We start from the raw sequence: 16,179 nt of genomic DNA on the forward strand, positions 1-16,179 counted from the left end.
GGCGGATCAGCGGTGGTCGCCATCTTGGTGGCGATAGTGACCAACTACGTCACCGCGAACCCACCACAGTGGGCCGAGAACACGCCGGTTGCCTGGTCGGTGTTCGGGATCCTGGCCGTCGGATCGCTAGGGCTGCTGCTGTGGGAACGACGTCTGGCCGGTGCGGAGGAGAGTGAGCAGCCCGTCGCAGAGCTGCGCAGTATCGCCGCAGCGGGCGGCCACTCCTTGAATCCGCCGGGAGCTCTTGCGCCGGTCCGGGGTCGGGAGGGTGAGCTGGACCAGATCGAGCGCCTGGCGCGGGGGATGGTGGTGGTGTGCGGGGCAGGTGGTCTAGGGAAGACCACGGTCGCTGCCGAGGCAGCCGCCCGAGCGCGGGCGGCGGGGAAGGTGGTGGTGTGGATCCGGTGGCGTGAGGACCCCATTCAGCTCGCCCAGGATCTTGCTTACGCCGCACACCTACTGGGCATGCCGGAAGCCCGGCTGGAGGAGGCCCGTACCGGCCGGGCGTCTTTGGTCGACGCCGTGTGGGAGCAGCTTTCGGCGGTGCCGGGTTGGTTGATCGTGGTGGACAACGTCGATAGTCCGTCGCGGATCGGGCCGGGCTCGGAGCAGGTTGCGGCGTATCGGGGGTGGTTGCGTGCGGAGGGGGCGGGGGTGCTGTTGGTCACCAGCCGGGACACCGCGCCGGGGACGTGGGGGCCTGGGGTGGTGCTGCTGCAGCTGGAGCCGCTGGCCGACGAAGCGGGCGGGGTGGTGTTGCGGGATGCCGCACCGCACGCCGGCACGCCGTCGGAGGCCGAGGCGCTGGCCGTGCGGCTGGGCGGGTTGCCTCTCGCGCTGAACGCGGCGGGCAGCTACCTGTCCGTGCCGACCAGTCGGCACCGCACTTTCACCGCCTATCAACGTGCTTTGGACGTGGAGTTCGGCGACCTTATCGGCGCCGTGCACCCCGGGGCCGCGGGTGATCCAGAGATCGCACGGCAGGTGGTCCGCCATACCTGGGACCTTTCGCTGGACCAGCTGCACCGGGACGGCTACACCCTCGCGCGCCCGGTCCTCCAGCTCCTCGCCCTCCTGGAACCCGCGCCGATCCCCCGCACTTTGATCACCCCCGCCCTGGTCACCGAAGCCACGGGCTTGGAAGCGACTGCCGCCACGGTCGACGGGGCTCTCGCCGGGCTGCACCAGTACGGGCTCCTCAGCGCTCCACGGACCGGCGGTGAGCCCGCCGAACTGCCCGTGGGACACGTTGCGCTGCATCCACTCGTCCGAGAAGTCACCGCCCACACCCTCAGCACCACCCAGCCCAACCCGACAGGCACGTGGCTGACCGTCCTCAACCAGCACCTCACCCAAGCCGTCACCGACACAGTCAGCATCCCCGGACGAGCTGGATGGCCCACCGCCCGTCTCCTCGCCCGCCACCTCCCCGAACTTCTCAGCCGCGCCTCCCCGCAGGACTTCATCACCGCCCGCAACACACTTGACACCCTCGCCAGCACCCTGTCCGACGCCGGAGCAGCCGCCGAGGAACTGCTTCTGCGGCGGCACGTCCTCGACGCCGAAACCCGCCACCTCGGCATCGACCACCCTGACACCCTGACCAGCCGCAACAGCCTCGCCAATGTGCTTGGCGACCTGGGGGAGTACCAGCAAGCCGTCGGTATGCACCGCCAAAACCTCACCGACCGCGAGCGCATCCTCGGCACCGACCACCCCGACACCCTGACCAGCCGCAGCAACCTCGCCACCGCGCTCGGCGACCTGGGGGAGTACCAGCAAGCCGTCGGCATCCACCGCCAAAACCTGACCGACCGCGAGCGCATCCTCGGCACCGACCACCCCGACACCCTCCTTGTCCGCAACAACCTCGCCACCGCGCTTGGCGACCTGGGGGAGTACCAGCAAGCAGCCGACCTCTACCGCCAAAACCTCACCGACCGCGAACGCATCCTCGGCACCGATCACCCCGACACCCTCGCCAGCCGCAACAACCTCGCCACAGCGCTGGGCAACCTGGGGGAGTACCAGCAAGCAGCCGACCTCCACCGCCAAAACCTCACCGACACGGAACGCATCCTCGGCACCGACCACCCCGACACCCTCCTTAGTCGCAACAACCTCGCCACAGCGCTCAGCAGTCTGGGGGAATACCAGCAAGCAGCCGACCTCCACCGCCAAAACCTCGCCGACCGCGAACACACCCTCGGCACCAACCACCCCGACACCCTCACCAGCCGCAACAACCTCGCCACAGCGCTCAGCAGTCTGGGGGAGTACCAGCAAGCAGCCGACCTTTACCGCCAAAACCTCACCGCCCGCGAGCGCATCCTCGGCACCGACCACCCCCGCACCCTCGCCAGCCGCAGCAACCTTGCCAACGTGCTTGGCGACCTGGGGGAGTACCAGCAAGCAGCTGACCTCCACCGCCAAAACCTCGCCGACACGGAACGCATCCTCGGCACCGACCACCCCGACACCCTCCTTAGCCGCAACAACCTCGCGGAGGCGGAAGCCGGGCTCGCTCACGCGTCCACGCGGCGCCGTCGAATGCCATGGCGACGCTGACATCGACCAAGCAGGGTGAGATCGCCGCGGTCAGTGTCCCGTCATGCACCCCGGCAGGTAGTTCACCCGGTCGGCAGCCACAGGCCAGCTCGCGACGTTCGCTCGGCCGGACTGCATAGCGCTGCGATCAGTGGTGACAGACCAGGTGGACACGGTCTGCCTTCGCTGTCGGAGAAGATGAAGACGGACTACCGCCCTGCCCAGGTACGTACGAACAGCAGCGCCTGCTCTACTCCTTGGGGATGGGCCGTGCATTCTGAACTCGGGGAGAGGCGTCAGCAGCCCGTGTCCCGGACCGCTGAGATACGCAGGGTGTTGCGGCGGTTCGGCTCGGCCAGGCAAGGCCGAAGGGGTTTTGTTTCCCGCGGACAACAGCCTCCTCGCTAGAAGAGGGCGGGTCCGGTGCCCAGCTGTCGGCGGCCCTGCGATCGCGCCTCCTCATGGTCTTCGGCAGCACGGGCGGAGGGCTTGGAGGCGGCCCGTGCCGCGGCTGTACCGCCATGCTCGTGGCTGTCGCCAATTGGCGACAGCTCCGGCTCGACGTCGGGACGGGGACCGGTGCCAAGAGGGCGGCGGGTGGTGCTCATCGCCCAAGTCTCCCAGTTCGCCGGCCGGGTCAGGCGACGACGGCGCGCAGAGCCACCGCAGGGCAGTGGCCTCGGACGCCCATTCCCCGGTGACCCGACCTGACCTGACCGACCAGCCCGCCGAAAAGGCGTCAGCGCGCCAGGATGTGGCCGTGGAAGCGTTGTGGAAGTACTTCGAGGACAACAACGAGATCTTTGCCGCGCTGGTGGCCGCCCTATGGGCTGTCCCGTAATCCCTGGTGGATCAGCGCGCGGCGTCAGATGCGGTGCATCGCAAGGCGGAGGAGCGTCCTCATACTGGGCGTATTCGGGCGTTCCGACAACGCAGCGAGGTGCCGTAGCTGTCGTCGCGCGCCCGCCAGGGATTACGGGACAGCCCTTAGCCATCCTCGGCGGCCTCATCGGAAGGGTGCTCGGCACCAAGATCCAGGCGAACGGGGGGGCGGGATCAGGCCAGCGCCGCACGAGAGGCAGCGCGGATTGCCAGTGAGGCTCAGGAAATGGCTGCACACCCACCTCGGCTTTGACGAGCACGTGCGGGGTGGGGGATCGCGGTCCATGCGGCGCGTGCCCGTGGCTGGGGGTATGGAGTGCGGGAGAACACGCAGGGGAGCGCGAGCCGAACCACTGGTACCGCTCGCTTGCTTGGGCGTCCGAGTAACACAGGGAGTGGCTGTGGCCCCCGTAGCCGATCCGGTTCTGGGGGACCTTGAGTTGGATGACTGCGGAGGCGATCACGTCGAACGGCGCCATCGTCCCTGTGTGCCAGGCGCTGGGGTCGGCCTCTTTGGCGCCGGTGAAGGCCAGCTGGGCGTCGCCGAACCGGACGGTCCAGCCTCCCTGATCGCCCGTGCGTGCCTCAGCCGTGGAGACGATGTTCGTGATCGTCGTCAGGAGGTGGTCGTAGATGAGGTTGAGTGACGTGCCGGCGACTTCCAGAAGGTCTTGACGCCGTTCGGCTTCGGTGGCTTCCGACCTGAGGGCCATGCGGCTGAGTGAGGGGACTTGTAGCGGGCACACGAGGCAAATGCCCGATGTTCCGCAGCTATTGGTTGTGACGATGCGCCGCCTCTGTCCGAGGGCGCGGACGCTCACCGGTCGAAGGGACCCCGGCGTCTCCCGCACCACGGTTTCCCTTTCCCTGGGGATCCCGGCCGCCGGGCCGCACTCTCCTGCTGGTCGGCGGCCGGGCGGACTCGCCGGTGTCCTGGCTCCGCCACCGCCCTACGCGCCGGGCGGAGCAGTGGACTCCTCCGTCGGCCCGCCAGCTCTGTGACCGGCGCCGGATACGGATCGCAAGAAGATCAGAAGGGAGTGTGCTCCGTGTTGGTCGCTGGTCGGTACCGGATCGTCGCCAGGCTCGGCCGTGGGGGAATGGGCGAGGTGTGGCGGGGGGTGGACGAAGTACTGGATCGCCCGGTGGCGGTCAAGCTTCTCCTGAACCAGAGAGCCGACGAGGCGGCGATCGCCCGGTTCCATCTTGAGGCCCGGACCGCGGCGCAGCTGAGCCACCCACACGTGGTCGCTGTGTATGACACCGGCACCGACCTGGAACGCCACTACCTGGTGACGGAGTTTCTGGACGGTCGCAGCCTCGCCGAAGAGCTGGCCGCGCGCGGGCCGTTGTTGCCCGCGCGCGTCGCCGGGATTGGTGGGCAGGTTGCTGACGCCTTGGCCGCGGCACACGGACAAGGGGTGGTGCACCGGGACGTGAAGCCGGGAAATCTCCTGCTGGCTTACGACGGCACGGTGAAAGTCGGCGACTTCGGGATCGCCCACTTCACAGACGAGTCCACGGCCGGGCTGACGCTGAAGGGCCAGATCATCGGCACCAGCGCCTATCTGGCGCCCGAACGAGCCGTGGGCCAACCGGCCGGCCCTCCGGCGGACATGTACGCACTGGGCTGTGTACTTTACGAACTGCTGCTGGGTCACCCTCCTTTCCGAGCGGAAACCCCCGCGGCGATGCTGTACCAGCACGTCGATGCGGTGCCCGACTCCCCGAACCGGCACCGTTCAGATCTGCCCAAGGCGTTCGCGGCCTTTGTCATGCAGTTGCTCGCGAAGTACCCCGAGGCGCGGCCGACCGCTGCCGAAGCCGTCGAGTTCCTGGCCTCCGCGGAACAGTGGAGCGCCGGGCAGCCGTCATCGGGCGAATTCACCCCTTCTGCCGCGGGTGTCCCCGGTCGTTCCGCGAAGGCCGTCAGCCAAGGTGCCGTGCGGCAGAAGGAGCCCGGCAGCCTGCGTTCACTCCGGTCGCGGGTCGCCACCGGCTCGCTCGTGGCGGCGGTCGCGGCCGCTGCGGTCGTGAGCCTCTCCGCGGCGCCCCCGATCGCGGAGGACGGGAGGGGAAAGCCGCACACCTCGACCACAGGCCGGCCCTCACCGACACACGGCACAGTGAGCGCGACACAGCCTCCCCTGTCCGACCCGGCCGCCGCCACCACAACGTCGTCGGCAGAGAAGGTGTCCGCCCACGACAAGAAGGAGTCGACGGACAAGTCGTCCTCACCGTCGGAGAAGCCGACGCCCACGAAGAAGCCCAAGCCTTCCGAGAAGCCCACGGCCACCGGGACGCCCTCGCCCACGAGCACTCCGACCCCGACGGTGAGCAGCCCGCTGACGCCGAGCCCCACTCAGCCGGAGGAACCGACTGGAACGTCTCCGTCGGCTCAGTGAGTGTGCGCTCGCTCTCCTGCGGCATGTCGGCGAGGGGCGCGGGCGCCGGTCGATTTCGAAGGGTGTTCCTCCGCTGGGGGCTGCACCGTCGGCCTTCTCGGGTTGGTCCGTTCGACCGCGCACCGTCTGGGCAAGCCGCCGTCCGGGGCGGCTTGCCCAGGCTCCCGTAGGACTTGCCCGGGTCAGGCCCCGCGGCGGAACAGGCCGCGGCGGCGCTTGCCCGGCTCCTGGTCTCGGTCCTCCACCGGCTCCGGCTCGGTGCACTGCATCGTCACCACGGCCACGCATTGGAGTTCCGTACCCGGGACAGGGCGCGTGCATCGCGGCGTGCGACCGCGTTGCCGATGCGGTTCTGCCGGGACCGCGGCCTGCGCGACTGTCCGGCGAAGAAGCGGCGGCGTCCGGAGTCGTGGAGCCCGCTTCCAGGAGCGTGCAGATCGGCTCCGCTCTCGCCTCACGCTCCGTACCGCTGCAGTCCGTCTGCTGCGGCGCGAAGCACGGCATCAACGGCTTCACCTCCTCGGTGCGCGCCGAACTCATGCACAGCGGCAGCAACCTGCGCATCACCATCGCTCAGATGCCGGCCGTCAACACTCCGCAGTTCTCCTGGGTCCTCTCCCGACTGTCCGGAAGCCCCCGCCCAGTGGCACCGATCTACCAGCTTGAAGTAGCGGCGCAGGTCGTCCTGTACGCAGCCGACCACCCCGGACGCAAACAGTTCTACGTCGGCGCCGGCGCCGCCGCCACCATCCTGGCCAACAAGATCGCCCCGGTCCTTCTCGATCGCTATCTCGCACGCACCGGCTACGACTCCCAGCAGACCGACCAGCCCGACAACCCGCAACGCCGCCACAACCTCTGGGCGCCAGCAGACGACGAAAAAGACCACGGTGCCCACGGAGACTTCGACGACCAGTCCAGCGCCCGCGCCCCCAACTGTGGTTGTCCCACCAACCGGCCGGGCCTCGCAGCGGCTCTCCTCGCAAGTGCCGCTATGGGCAGATTGCCTCTCGGAAGTGCCTTGTCGATCGTGTGTGCTGGAAGCGTGAAGAACTCCCATCATCGCAGGTCACAAGGCACTTCCTCGTTTCCGGAAGAACCATCCACAGGCATTGAGCCGGGGGACCCGGGTTGAGGAATGGCGCGACGGGCAGAATGAGCGGGTCGTGCTCCGGCGCTCAACGGGTGGCTTTTCTTTGTCATTCGGGCGCCGGGTTCCCGCCCCCACCTGGTTTAAGCATCGGGGAAACGTTAATTCTCTCCGCGGCTTTGAATACGTAGTTATTAGCACATCACCTGCGCATTGGTCTGATCGGGTGTCAGCCAAGCGGGCGATATTCTCAACGAATGCAACCGGGTGGATAGTGAAATAACTCCACCGGGTTTCGGAGCCCTTGGTGGGAGTGGGAATGGAGGCCGCAGGTGACCATTGAAGACTGGCTCAAAACCAATGTAACCACCGACACGAGGGCACTCGGTTGGTACAGCGGCCCGGAGTGCGAGGACCGCATCGTCCGGGCCTATCGCGAGCTGCTGAGCGGCTATGAGATCGACACGTCAAAGATCCTCAAGACCACCTGCCTGGTGAACGGCGAGCACACCGGCGTGGTGCGTGTCCAGGAGAACAACTTCTTCTCGATCTGCGCCCACCACTTCCTGCCGTTCTTCGGGAAGGTCAACATCTCCTACGTCCCCGGTGACCGCATTCTCGGACTCGGGAAATTCCCTCGCCTGGTCCAGGCGTTCAGCCGGCGTTTCCAGATCCAGGAGTACCTCGTCAAGGAGATCGCTGAAGAGATCATGTCCTCCGGCGGCGCAAAAGCCGTGCGAGTCACCTCCCGTAGCCGCCACCTCTGCATGTGCAGCCGCGGTCCGTCCGACCAGACCGTGATCACCGACACCTCGTATGTGGCGGGCCATCAGGAGTTGATGGCCAAGTTCGGCCTGGACGACTGATCCGGACTCGCGTGGCGGGAGGTGCTCAAGGGATCGACCTCCCGCCACGCGGCACCGGTCACCCGGCCCTGGACGACCGCCGTGGGGACAACACGCCAGCCACACAAGGAGAACCCGTGCGCGACAGGAAGAGAGGCAGCCACCGCCGCGTGTCGACGTCACCCTGGAAGTACGTTGTGGCGACATGGCTCGCCGGCGTACTGGCGGCAGTCGGCCTGGGCGCCGTCTCGCCGGCGGGATCCGCTCTGCGTTCGTCACTGGGGTTGTCAGCCGGTGCGCTCGCCTGGGCCACATCGAGCATTACGGCCGTGAGCGCCCTCCTCGGCATCCCGGCGGGATGGTGGATCGTCCGCTTCGGCGCCCACCGGGCTCTGCCCTGGGGCCTGTTCGTCATGGCGGTTGCAACCGCCATCAGCGCGACCGCCGGATCCTGGGGTCTGCTGCTGGGGTCGCGTGTCGCGGAAGGAGTCGGCTACCTGCTGGTGTTCGTGGCGGGTCCGGTCGTAATCACCCGCATGACGCAGGGCGGCATCCGATCGGCGGCGCTCGCGTTGTGGGGCACGTGCGTTCCGATGGGCCTGGCCGTCGCCGCGGCCCTGGGCGGAGTCCTGGCATCTCAGTGGACGTGGAACCGATGGTTGGCCCTCACCGCGCTCGGTCCCTTGATCATGGCCGGGGCGCTCACCGTCGTCCTGCCTCGGCTGCCGATGACACCCGTGCAGTACCCTCATCCCGCGGTCGGCACCTGGAATGGGGCACTGAGGCTCGGCGCGGCGTACGGAAGCCTGTCGCTGGTCGGCGTCGCTGTGGTGATGGTCCTCCCGCTCTACCTCACCGAGCACCGAGAGGTAACGCCGACTGTGGCCGGTACCGTGGTGGCACTCGTCTGCCTGGGTAGTGCGATCGGGGGGCTTGCCGCCAGTTGGCTGCTGCGGCGCGGCTGGGCCCTCTCCTCGCTCGTCCCGCTGGGCGTACTGATGCCGGTGGCCTGCCTCCCCGCCTTCTCGGCCGAATTCCCACTCGCGGTCAGCGGCGGCGCCGCCACGCTTGTTCTCCTCGTCGACGGACTGTTGATCTCCGCAGTCTTCGCTGCGGTCCCCGCTGCGGTGAGCCGTGCTGAGCATGTCGATGTCGCCAATGGCATCCTCAACCAACTCGGCAGTGTGGGAATGCTGATGGGACCACCGGTCTTCGGCCTGGCCATCGCTGCGGCGGGATGGGGCGCCGTCGCTGCCGCGACCTTCGTCTTCGGCGGACTTGGCACAGTCCTTCTGCTGAAGGGCGCCCGTACGTCCGCAACCTGCACTGCAGACGGCGTGTCCCGGTCGATCTACGCACCGGACGGTGTGGACGTGGGGGAGGGATCGGAGCCCTTACGGAAGGCGCCGGATGTCAGCAAGCCCAACCGCAACAGAATCTGACCGAGCCACGGCTGTGGGGGTTCCCGAATGCTGACGGCGGCCTTCTCCTTGAAAGGGGACAGGATGAAAATCGACTTCCTCCCGCTGCAGGACAACACCTGTGGCGAGTACTGCCTGTACTGCCACGCCGAGACCGTCGAATGGATCGTCGTGGACGGAAGGAAACGGTGCACCTGCGGTTCGTGCGGCCGCGAGGCCGGAAGAGCCGTCGTCGTCGATCCCCGCATCTGCTGGTGGACCGATTCAGACGGCGAGTACTGGCATGAGAGCGCCGGCGTATTCGTACGTGACCCACGAGGGAGATTTCTCTTCTTCCAGAGAACTGCCTTTCCCTACCGTCTGACCGTACCCGCAGGCCATGTTGAACGCGGAGAGGACCCCAAGCGCGCGGCAGCGCGGGAGCTCTGGGAGGAAGTAGGAATCCGCGACGCGCACGGGGACCTCCGGCTCGTTGCGGACGAGCATCTCAACGGAGACATGTGCAGAAGGGGCTCCGACGCCCATCGTTGGCACGCCTATCTGCTGGACGTCGACGACCACCGGGCAGCTGGAACTCAGGGGGAATTGACCGTGAACGAGGAAGGTGAGGAGCCCCTCTGGCTCACTCTCGACCAAGCACTCTCCTCCCAGCCGACGTTCGCCGTGGAACACATCATCGATCGGTATTCCAACAGACTCCTGCACGCCGTCGGGCGCACCTCCGGGGAGGGGACTGTGAAGCGAACGGTGTAACTCCTGATCATGGAAGATGCGCCGGTGACCAGTAACAAAACCTATGCTTGTCGAGGTGGCTGTTGAACCCGGATCCACCGGCGCGGAGTGATCGTTTCGGAGGTGTTCCGGTCGTCGGGTGGATGATCTGCGGGTCGGGGCAGGGGGCGGCCGCTGGTCTGCCCAGCGCCCCCGGCCCCCGACCCGAGGCGCGCTCGCGGATCCGCAGGGGCGGAGCACTTCTCATCCGTGTGTCCGCGCCGGGGGCGGCGGTCGTGGTGGCGGTCTCGCCGGCCCGGGCCGTGCTGCTGCTCGAGACGGTCCGTCGACGTGATCCGGCGGAGATTTCGTGAAAAGCCGGGTGTCGCCCCCGCGGCAAGCAGAGCATTCCGAGTGCGAACCGTCATGTACCGGATTTCCGACATCTCACCATAGGAGTTGCGGATGAAGCGTTTACGGAGAACACAACTGCTGGGCCTCGGTGTCATGGCACTGTTGCTCGGTCTGGTCGCCGCCCCGACCGCGCAGGCGGCACCGGCCGAGGCAGCTGCCGCTGCCCCCACGGCCGTCGAGTGCAGCGGCAGCTGGGACGGCAAGACGTACTGGGCCCAGAGCCCTTCAGGGCGCAACGGGGGCGGTTACGCGCGCACCTACTGGAACGCCTCGACGAAGCGGAACTGCGCGAAGTTCTGGTCCAGCCCCTACGACGGCCTGGCGTCGAACATCAAGCTGTACCTCCATGACGAGAGCGGCGACTATGTCGCCGACCCGCCGCAGGAGCACCCGGTCAACTACCACTACTACGCCGGGCCGCTCTACACCTGGTTCGACGCGACCAGTGAGTGCATCCACCTGAGCGGCTCGCTGGTCCGGGGCGGGGTGACGTACACCCTCAGCACCCCGGACATCCGGTGCGGCTGATCCGCCGTTGCTGAATCTGTCCGGGCTGGCATCGGGCTCCGGCGGATCCAGCCGGCCCGCCGGAGCCCTACGGGCTGCGCTGCCTGCCCCGGGTTCCCTGCCACCAGCCGGCGGCGGGGAGCCCGGGGGAGTAGTGGTCACAAGTACCGGAGCGCGGGCGAGGGCCTCCGTGTGGTCTTGGTCGAGAGCCCGTCTACCAGGAGCTCGTCGTTGCGCAGGAGCGTCCAACTTGCGGTCGGCATCGGGATATTGGAGGGCGTTCACGGTGGCTTTCCTCAGCCCGGCACTTCCAGCTCGATATCGCCGATCCGGCTGCTCAGTCGCCGGTCGGACCGGGTCCCGATCCTTCGGGCGCCTTTCAGGTTTTTCACAAAGGCCTTGCGCTGGGCCGGGCTCACAGAACGCCAGCGCAGCTCAAGGACCGGGCGCACCGGCGGGATGAGCTCCCGCACCCGCTCGTCGACCTGGGCGAGGCGGGTCTCGTAATCGTCGTCCGGCCGATAGACCAGATCGAGGTCGACCGACGGCTCGGTGCCGCCGGCCTGGTGGTGACAGGCCGTGAGCCAGCGGGCGATCCAGTCGAGCGCGATCCGCACCGTGGAAGAGATCTGCTCCTGCCACTCGCCGAGGTAAGGCGCGTTCACCGACTCCGCGGTCACTTCCTCCGGCATCACGATCAGCCCACGGACGGCGGTTCCGAGCAGCTCGACGTGGATGCGCGGCCACCAGCCGCTCGCGTCGATCCGGAAGCGGGGAAAGCGCCCCGCCATGCCGATCCCCGTCCGCAGCTGAGCCCAGTTCATCGCATCTACCGGTGGCCGGTCGGGCGTGTACGGCCCGGTCGTCCGATGCCCGAGCTGACTGGCGCGCATCATGAACACGGCCGCGAACTCGTCGCCTCGCAACGTCATGCTCACGGGGAAGAACGCCCCGACCTCGCCCATGAATACCGTGCCGGTGATCAGGGCTTCGATACTGGACCGATCCGGGATCATCGCCGCCTCCTCCATCGTCGCCGCGCCGGCTTCTCCGGCGCCGGCCCCCTCACGCTGTCCAGTTCGGTCTCGACGGCGAGCGTGTCCGGGTGGTCGTCGCCCAGCCGCAGCCGCCGTTTCGCCAGCACCTCGCGCAGGACTGGCTCGGCGTCGCCCGGTCGCCCGAGCCGGTGGTGCACGCGCGCCAGCCCCACCCGGGCGTCGAGCGTCCGGCCGTCGTCGCGGCCGAAGCGCATCACGAGTCGGGGCAGCAGGTCGTCGTACATCCGTTCCGCTTCCGCCTGCTCTCCGCTCGCGGAGAGCAGGGACGCGAGCGCCGCGGTCGCCTCCAGGGTGGCCGGGTGGTCCGGCCCCAGGTCCTGTGCGCGCTCTCCGGTCACCGCCCGGACCAGCGCCAGGGCCTCCGGCTCCCGGTGCAGATCGGTGAGGACCGCGGCCCAGCCGAGCATCGCGCCCTGGGTTTCGACGTGCCCGGCGTCCCAGAGGTGGGAGCGGACGTCGACGACGAGTTGCCACGTGTGCTCGGCCGCGGCCAGTTCGCCCTCGCGGTGCAGGACCGGGGCGGCCTCGGCGAGCGTGACGAGGTCGTCCTGGAGCTGGTCGGCGAAGTAACCGGCCCAGAACTCCTCGGACCGGTTCAGCTCTGTCTCCGGCCGCAGCAGCAGAGCGAGCCGTTCGGCCGTGCTCGGTATTTGTGTGGGCTCCCGGGTTGCCGCGTCCTCCGCCACGAAGCGCACGTACAGCCGATAGCCGGTGTCGGTGCGCGAAAGGATCTTGTCCAGTTCGTCGGCGAGCTCCAGGGTGCGGGTGACGGCGTGCCGTTGCCGGTCGCCGAGGCGGGCGAACACCTCGACGAGCGCCGGGCGGCTGTCATTGCGGGAAGGCAGCGGAACGTCGACCTCGGCCCGCAGCTCGTCGAGCGCGGGCTCGGCCTCCGGCCGCAGGGAGCCGGTCGCCGAGCCGAAGTCGTACTCCCAGTCCAGGGCCCAGGTCAGCAGACGCCCGCTCTCGTCGCCGGCCAGGAGCAGGGCGCCGTCCGGGGCCAGCGCGACGTGCGTGACCGCGTGCGAAAAGCCGGTGAAGGCGCGCAGCTGCCGGCCGGTCGTGAGGTCCCACAACCGGGCCTTCCGGTCCTCCCCGCCCGACGCCGCGAGCCGGAAGTCCGGTGTGACGGCCAGGCTTCGCACGATGCCGGTGTGCCCGGCCAGGACGTGGACGCATCGAGCACCCACGACGTCCCACAGCCGGACGGTGCCGTCCACCGAGCAGGACAGCAGCAGCCGGGCGTCCGGGCTCGGCAGGACGTCGACCACGGCGTCCGCGTGCCCGGTGAGCACCACCTCGCACTCCCCGTCGGCGGTCCGCCAGACCCGCACCGAGGCGTCGGCGCCACCGGTGACCACGAACCGGCTGTCGTCGCTCAGGCGCGCGGCGCCGATCCACTCGTCGTGCCCGCGCAGCACCCACCGGAGCTCGCCTTCGCGCAGATCCCAGATCTTCACGCTGACGTCCTGGCCGCGAGATAGCCCGTAGCGGTGATCAGCGCTGACGGCCACGTCCAGCACCGCCCCCGAGTGCGCCTCCCAGCGCCCGATGGTCCGGCCGCTGCCGATGTCCCAGGCCGCGACCAGGCCGTCGACGGTTCCCGAGAGAGCCACCTGGCCGTCCTCGCTGACCGCGACGTAGTACACGTGGTCGCGGGGGCTGGTGAACAGCTGGACGATCCGCCTGTCGCGCGGGTGCCAGGCGACGACCCGGCCGTCCTCGCCCCCGGACACCGCGAGCCGGCCGTCGGCGGTCATCGCCACGGCGCTGATGTGGCCGGTGTGCAGGCTGAGCGTGTGCAGCAGCTGCCCGGTCTCGACGTCGAAGACCCACGCTTCGGCGGCGTCCCCGGCGCGGGCGAGCGCGGTGGGGCTGCGGCCGCTGAACTCCAGGGCCCACGACCGGCCGTCCTCCGGGACGATCCGGCCCGCGGACCAGGCGTCGGCGAGCACGGACCGGCGGCCGAGGGCGCCGAGCCGGCGCCAGAGGCGCACCGGCTCGGCGTGGCGCCGATGCCCGGGCAGCGCGCGAGCGGCGCGGATCCGGCCGGCCGCCTCGTCGAGCCGCCCGGCACCGGCCAGCGTGGCTGCCTCCGCCAGCAGCGCGGCCGCCCGGGCGGCGGTGGCGGCGACGTCCGGGGCTTCATGTGGGCGGACGTAACTCCACGGGGCCGGCGGCCCCGCAGGCGGCAGGTGCCACACCCGAACGGACTTCCCCTCGGCGGTCACGGCGACCCGACCGGCCGCGCTCAGCACGACCTCCTTGGTGTCGGGCGCCGGGTCCAGGGACAGGCGGCACCGGCCACTGCTCAGGTCCCACACCCGCGACGGCTCGTCGCGGCCGCCGCTGGAGAAGCCGACCGTGCCGTCCAGGTTGACGGCGATCCGGCCGTGGCCGGTCTTCAGCTCCCGCCGGGGTTCGCCGGATTCGAGATCGACCAACCGGACGTCGGTGCTGCCGAGGCCGACCACGGCGAGGCGGCCGTCGCCGCTGAACCGCGCCCCCATCAGGGTGCGGTCGAACCGGTGCACCAGCTCGCCCGTGCGGACGTCGTACACGGAGTTCGTGTGGCGCTGGTAGTCGATGACGGAGCACAGCGTGCCCTGGGCACCGAGGACGTCCGCCTTGTTCTCGAACTGCCGGACGTCCAGGGGTTCGCGCGTCTCGAGGTCCCAGGTGACGGTTTCCCCTTCGAAGCCGCTGGTTACCGCGTGCCGCTGGTCCGCCGTCAGCGCGACGAGGCCCACCCAGCTGGGGTGGCCGGGCAGCTCGAACCCGGCCGCGGCTTCGAGGTCGAGCACGAGCGCCCGCCCGATTCCCCCGCCGACTACCACGAGCTGTCCGTCGTCGCGCACCGCCAGGGCCGAGGCGCTGTACTTCTCGAGCTCGAACTGTTGCCGGCACTCCTTCGCCGCGACGTCCCAGATTCGCAGCCCGCCGGAGCGGTCGGCCGAGACCGCGACCTGGCCGTCCGGGGTCAGCGCGAGGGCGGCGATCCCGTCTTCGTGCTCCCCCGGCAGGACCGACTGCGCGGGGGCGGGTGCGTACTCGACCGACGCGAGCGCGGCGGCGATCTGCGGATCGCCGGGCGTCCGCGCGACCGCGTCCCGCAGCAGCGCGGCCGCCGCGACCGGATCGCCGCGTTCCCGATGCACCAGCGCGAGCAGGTATGCCCCCACACCGTCACCCGGATCCCCGAACCGCACGGACTCCAGTTCGTCGACCATCTCGGCGTCGGTGATCACCCCGGTCCGCCACCGGTGCAGCCCGCGGTTGCAGCGGGCGTGCAGGTGGTGCGGATCCGCCCGCAGAGCCCTGGTCCACAGCTCCTCGGCGCTGTCGCGGCGGCCGAGGTCCAGCATGGACAGCGCGTGGTTGGACAAGCCGTCGGCGAGCAGATCGGCCGCCGCCGGGGTGCGCCGGGGATACGGGCCGACTTCCCGCTCGTGCACCCGGATCAAGCGCTCCGCGAGCGGCCCGAGCCGGCCAGGACGCGCGGCCGGGTCCTCGGTGAAGCACTCGCGCAGCACGTCCGCCACCTCGACCGGCACCGGCAGGACCGCGCCCAGGGCCCCGGAGCGGGCGAGCCCGTCGAAGAAGCCACCCGCCGTGGTCCCGTCCGTAACCGGTTGCTTGCCAAGGAACATCTCGAGGACGGTGACCGCCCAGGACCAGACGTCCGTGGCCGTCGTGAGCCCGTCCGGCGACCGCGCCTGTTCGGGCGAGCAGTACTCGCGAGTCAGGCCGCCGCGGCTGACGAACGGATCCGCGTCCCCGGCGTCCTCCCCGGTGGCAATGCGGGCCCGGGCCATGCCGAAGTCGGTGACCTTGACCGTGCCGTCCCGGGTGAGCATCACGTTGGCGGGCTTGACGTCCTGGTGCACGACCCCGTTCTCGTGCCCGTGGTCGAGCCCCCACGCGGACTGGATGGCGACGTCCAGCAGCGATCCCAGGGGGTCGCTCCCGTAGAGGCTCCGGCTCCGGACGGCTTCGGCCAGGCTGCCGCCGTCCGCCCACTCCGCGAAGACCCGAGGCACGCCGTCGAGGGTGCGGACGTAGACGCAGTTCGCGATGTGCGGGTGCAGACCCAGCCCGACCCACACCTCGGCTTCCCGTTCGAAGTCCCGGATCCCGTCCGGCGAACGGACCACGGCCCGGCGCGGCGTCTTCACCGCCAGGTCGATGTCCCAGCCGCGGTGCCGGACCCGGTGCACCAGCCCCATGCCGCCGGCGCGCACCACGTCCAGGACCTCGTAGAGGCCGAGGATCACGTCACCGCGGCGCCACGTCGCCATC

11 protein-coding genes are annotated in these 16,179 nt (G+C 69.5%); 8 read left to right on the forward strand and 3 right to left on the reverse strand.

Going from position 1 to position 16,179, the window contains the following annotated elements; genetic code table 11:
• Window positions 1–12 precede the first annotated feature (12 nt).
• A complete protein-coding gene (locus OHB49_RS38620) occupies window positions 13–2,568 on the forward strand; it encodes a tetratricopeptide repeat protein (protein ID WP_329165561.1) in 2,556 nt (851 codons plus the stop codon).
• Between the two features lie 383 nt (window positions 2,569–2,951).
• On the opposite strand, the gene OHB49_RS38625 is transcribed toward OHB49_RS38620, so the two are convergent.
• Window positions 2,952–3,155 (reverse strand): hypothetical protein, encoded by a 204-nt coding sequence (locus tag OHB49_RS38625; RefSeq protein WP_329165563.1) that lies wholly within the window; start codon window positions 3,153–3,155, stop codon window positions 2,952–2,954.
• Window positions 3,156–3,244: 89 nt separating this feature from the next.
• On the opposite strand from OHB49_RS38625, the gene OHB49_RS38630 reads away from it, so the two are divergent.
• The 7 genes from OHB49_RS38630 to OHB49_RS38660 all read left to right on the forward strand — a co-directional run bounded on the left by OHB49_RS38630 (window position 3,245) and on the right by OHB49_RS38660 (window position 10,843).
• Window positions 3,245–3,388 (forward strand): hypothetical protein, encoded by a 144-nt coding sequence (locus tag OHB49_RS38630; protein WP_329165564.1) that lies wholly within the window; start codon window positions 3,245–3,247, stop codon window positions 3,386–3,388.
• 1,090 nt (window positions 3,389–4,478) lie between these two features.
• Window positions 4,479–5,834, forward strand: coding sequence for a serine/threonine-protein kinase (locus OHB49_RS38635; RefSeq protein ID WP_329165565.1), 1,356 nt, complete (start codon window positions 4,479–4,481; stop codon window positions 5,832–5,834).
• A gap of 430 nt (window positions 5,835–6,264) precedes the next feature.
• Entirely contained in the window at window positions 6,265–6,969 is a 705-nt protein-coding gene (locus OHB49_RS38640) for a hypothetical protein (protein ID WP_443079608.1), read from the forward strand.
• A 287-nt stretch (window positions 6,970–7,256) separates the two neighbouring features.
• A complete protein-coding gene (folE, locus tag OHB49_RS38645; RefSeq protein WP_030932776.1) occupies window positions 7,257–7,790 on the forward strand; it encodes a GTP cyclohydrolase I in 534 nt (177 codons plus the stop codon).
• 116 nt (window positions 7,791–7,906) lie between these two features.
• The gene (locus OHB49_RS38650; protein ID WP_329165567.1) at window positions 7,907–9,211 is read left to right on the forward strand and encodes an MFS transporter; all 1,305 of its coding nucleotides are present in this window, start codon (window positions 7,907–7,909) and stop codon (window positions 9,209–9,211) included.
• Between the two features lie 63 nt (window positions 9,212–9,274).
• Window positions 9,275–9,943 (forward strand): NUDIX hydrolase, encoded by a 669-nt coding sequence (locus tag OHB49_RS38655; RefSeq protein ID WP_329165569.1) that lies wholly within the window; start codon window positions 9,275–9,277, stop codon window positions 9,941–9,943.
• Between the two features lie 423 nt (window positions 9,944–10,366).
• Window positions 10,367–10,843 (forward strand): hypothetical protein, encoded by a 477-nt coding sequence (locus OHB49_RS38660; protein ID WP_234432968.1) that lies wholly within the window; start codon window positions 10,367–10,369, stop codon window positions 10,841–10,843.
• A 275-nt stretch (window positions 10,844–11,118) separates the two neighbouring features.
• On the opposite strand, the gene OHB49_RS38665 is transcribed toward OHB49_RS38660, so the two are convergent.
• Together OHB49_RS38665 and OHB49_RS38670 are read right to left on the reverse strand one after the other, a co-directional pair.
• Window positions 11,119–11,838, reverse strand: a complete 720-nt coding sequence (locus OHB49_RS38665) for a hypothetical protein (RefSeq protein WP_329165571.1) — start codon at window positions 11,836–11,838, stop codon at window positions 11,119–11,121.
• Window positions 11,835–16,178 (reverse strand): protein kinase domain-containing protein, encoded by a 4,344-nt coding sequence (locus OHB49_RS38670; RefSeq protein ID WP_329165572.1) that lies wholly within the window; start codon window positions 16,176–16,178, stop codon window positions 11,835–11,837. Before OHB49_RS38670 ends, OHB49_RS38665 begins: the two co-directional genes overlap by 4 nt.
• Between the last annotated feature and the right edge of the window lies 1 nt (window position 16,179).

The sequence above is a fragment of the Streptomyces sp. NBC_01717 genome (genome assembly GCF_036248255.1).
GTDB lineage: Bacteria > Actinomycetota > Actinomycetes > Streptomycetales > Streptomycetaceae > Streptomyces.

What these genes read in the sequence shown, in the direction of transcription:
- OHB49_RS38655 (WP_329165569.1), top strand. Translation starts at nt 9,275, where the DNA reads ATGAAAATCGACTTCCTCCCGCTGCAGGACAACACCTGTGGCGAGTAC.
- OHB49_RS38660 (WP_234432968.1), top strand. Translation starts at nt 10,367, where the DNA reads ATGAAGCGTTTACGGAGAACACAACTGCTGGGCCTCGGTGTCATGGCA.
- OHB49_RS38670 (WP_329165572.1), bottom strand. Translation starts at nt 16,178, where the DNA reads ATGGCGACGTGGCGCCGCGGTGACGTGATCCTCGGCCTCTACGAGGTC.
- OHB49_RS38625 (WP_329165563.1), bottom strand. Translation starts at nt 3,155, where the DNA reads ATGAGCACCACCCGCCGCCCTCTTGGCACCGGTCCCCGTCCCGACGTC.
- OHB49_RS38665 (WP_329165571.1), bottom strand. Translation starts at nt 11,838, where the DNA reads ATGATCCCGGATCGGTCCAGTATCGAAGCCCTGATCACCGGCACGGTA.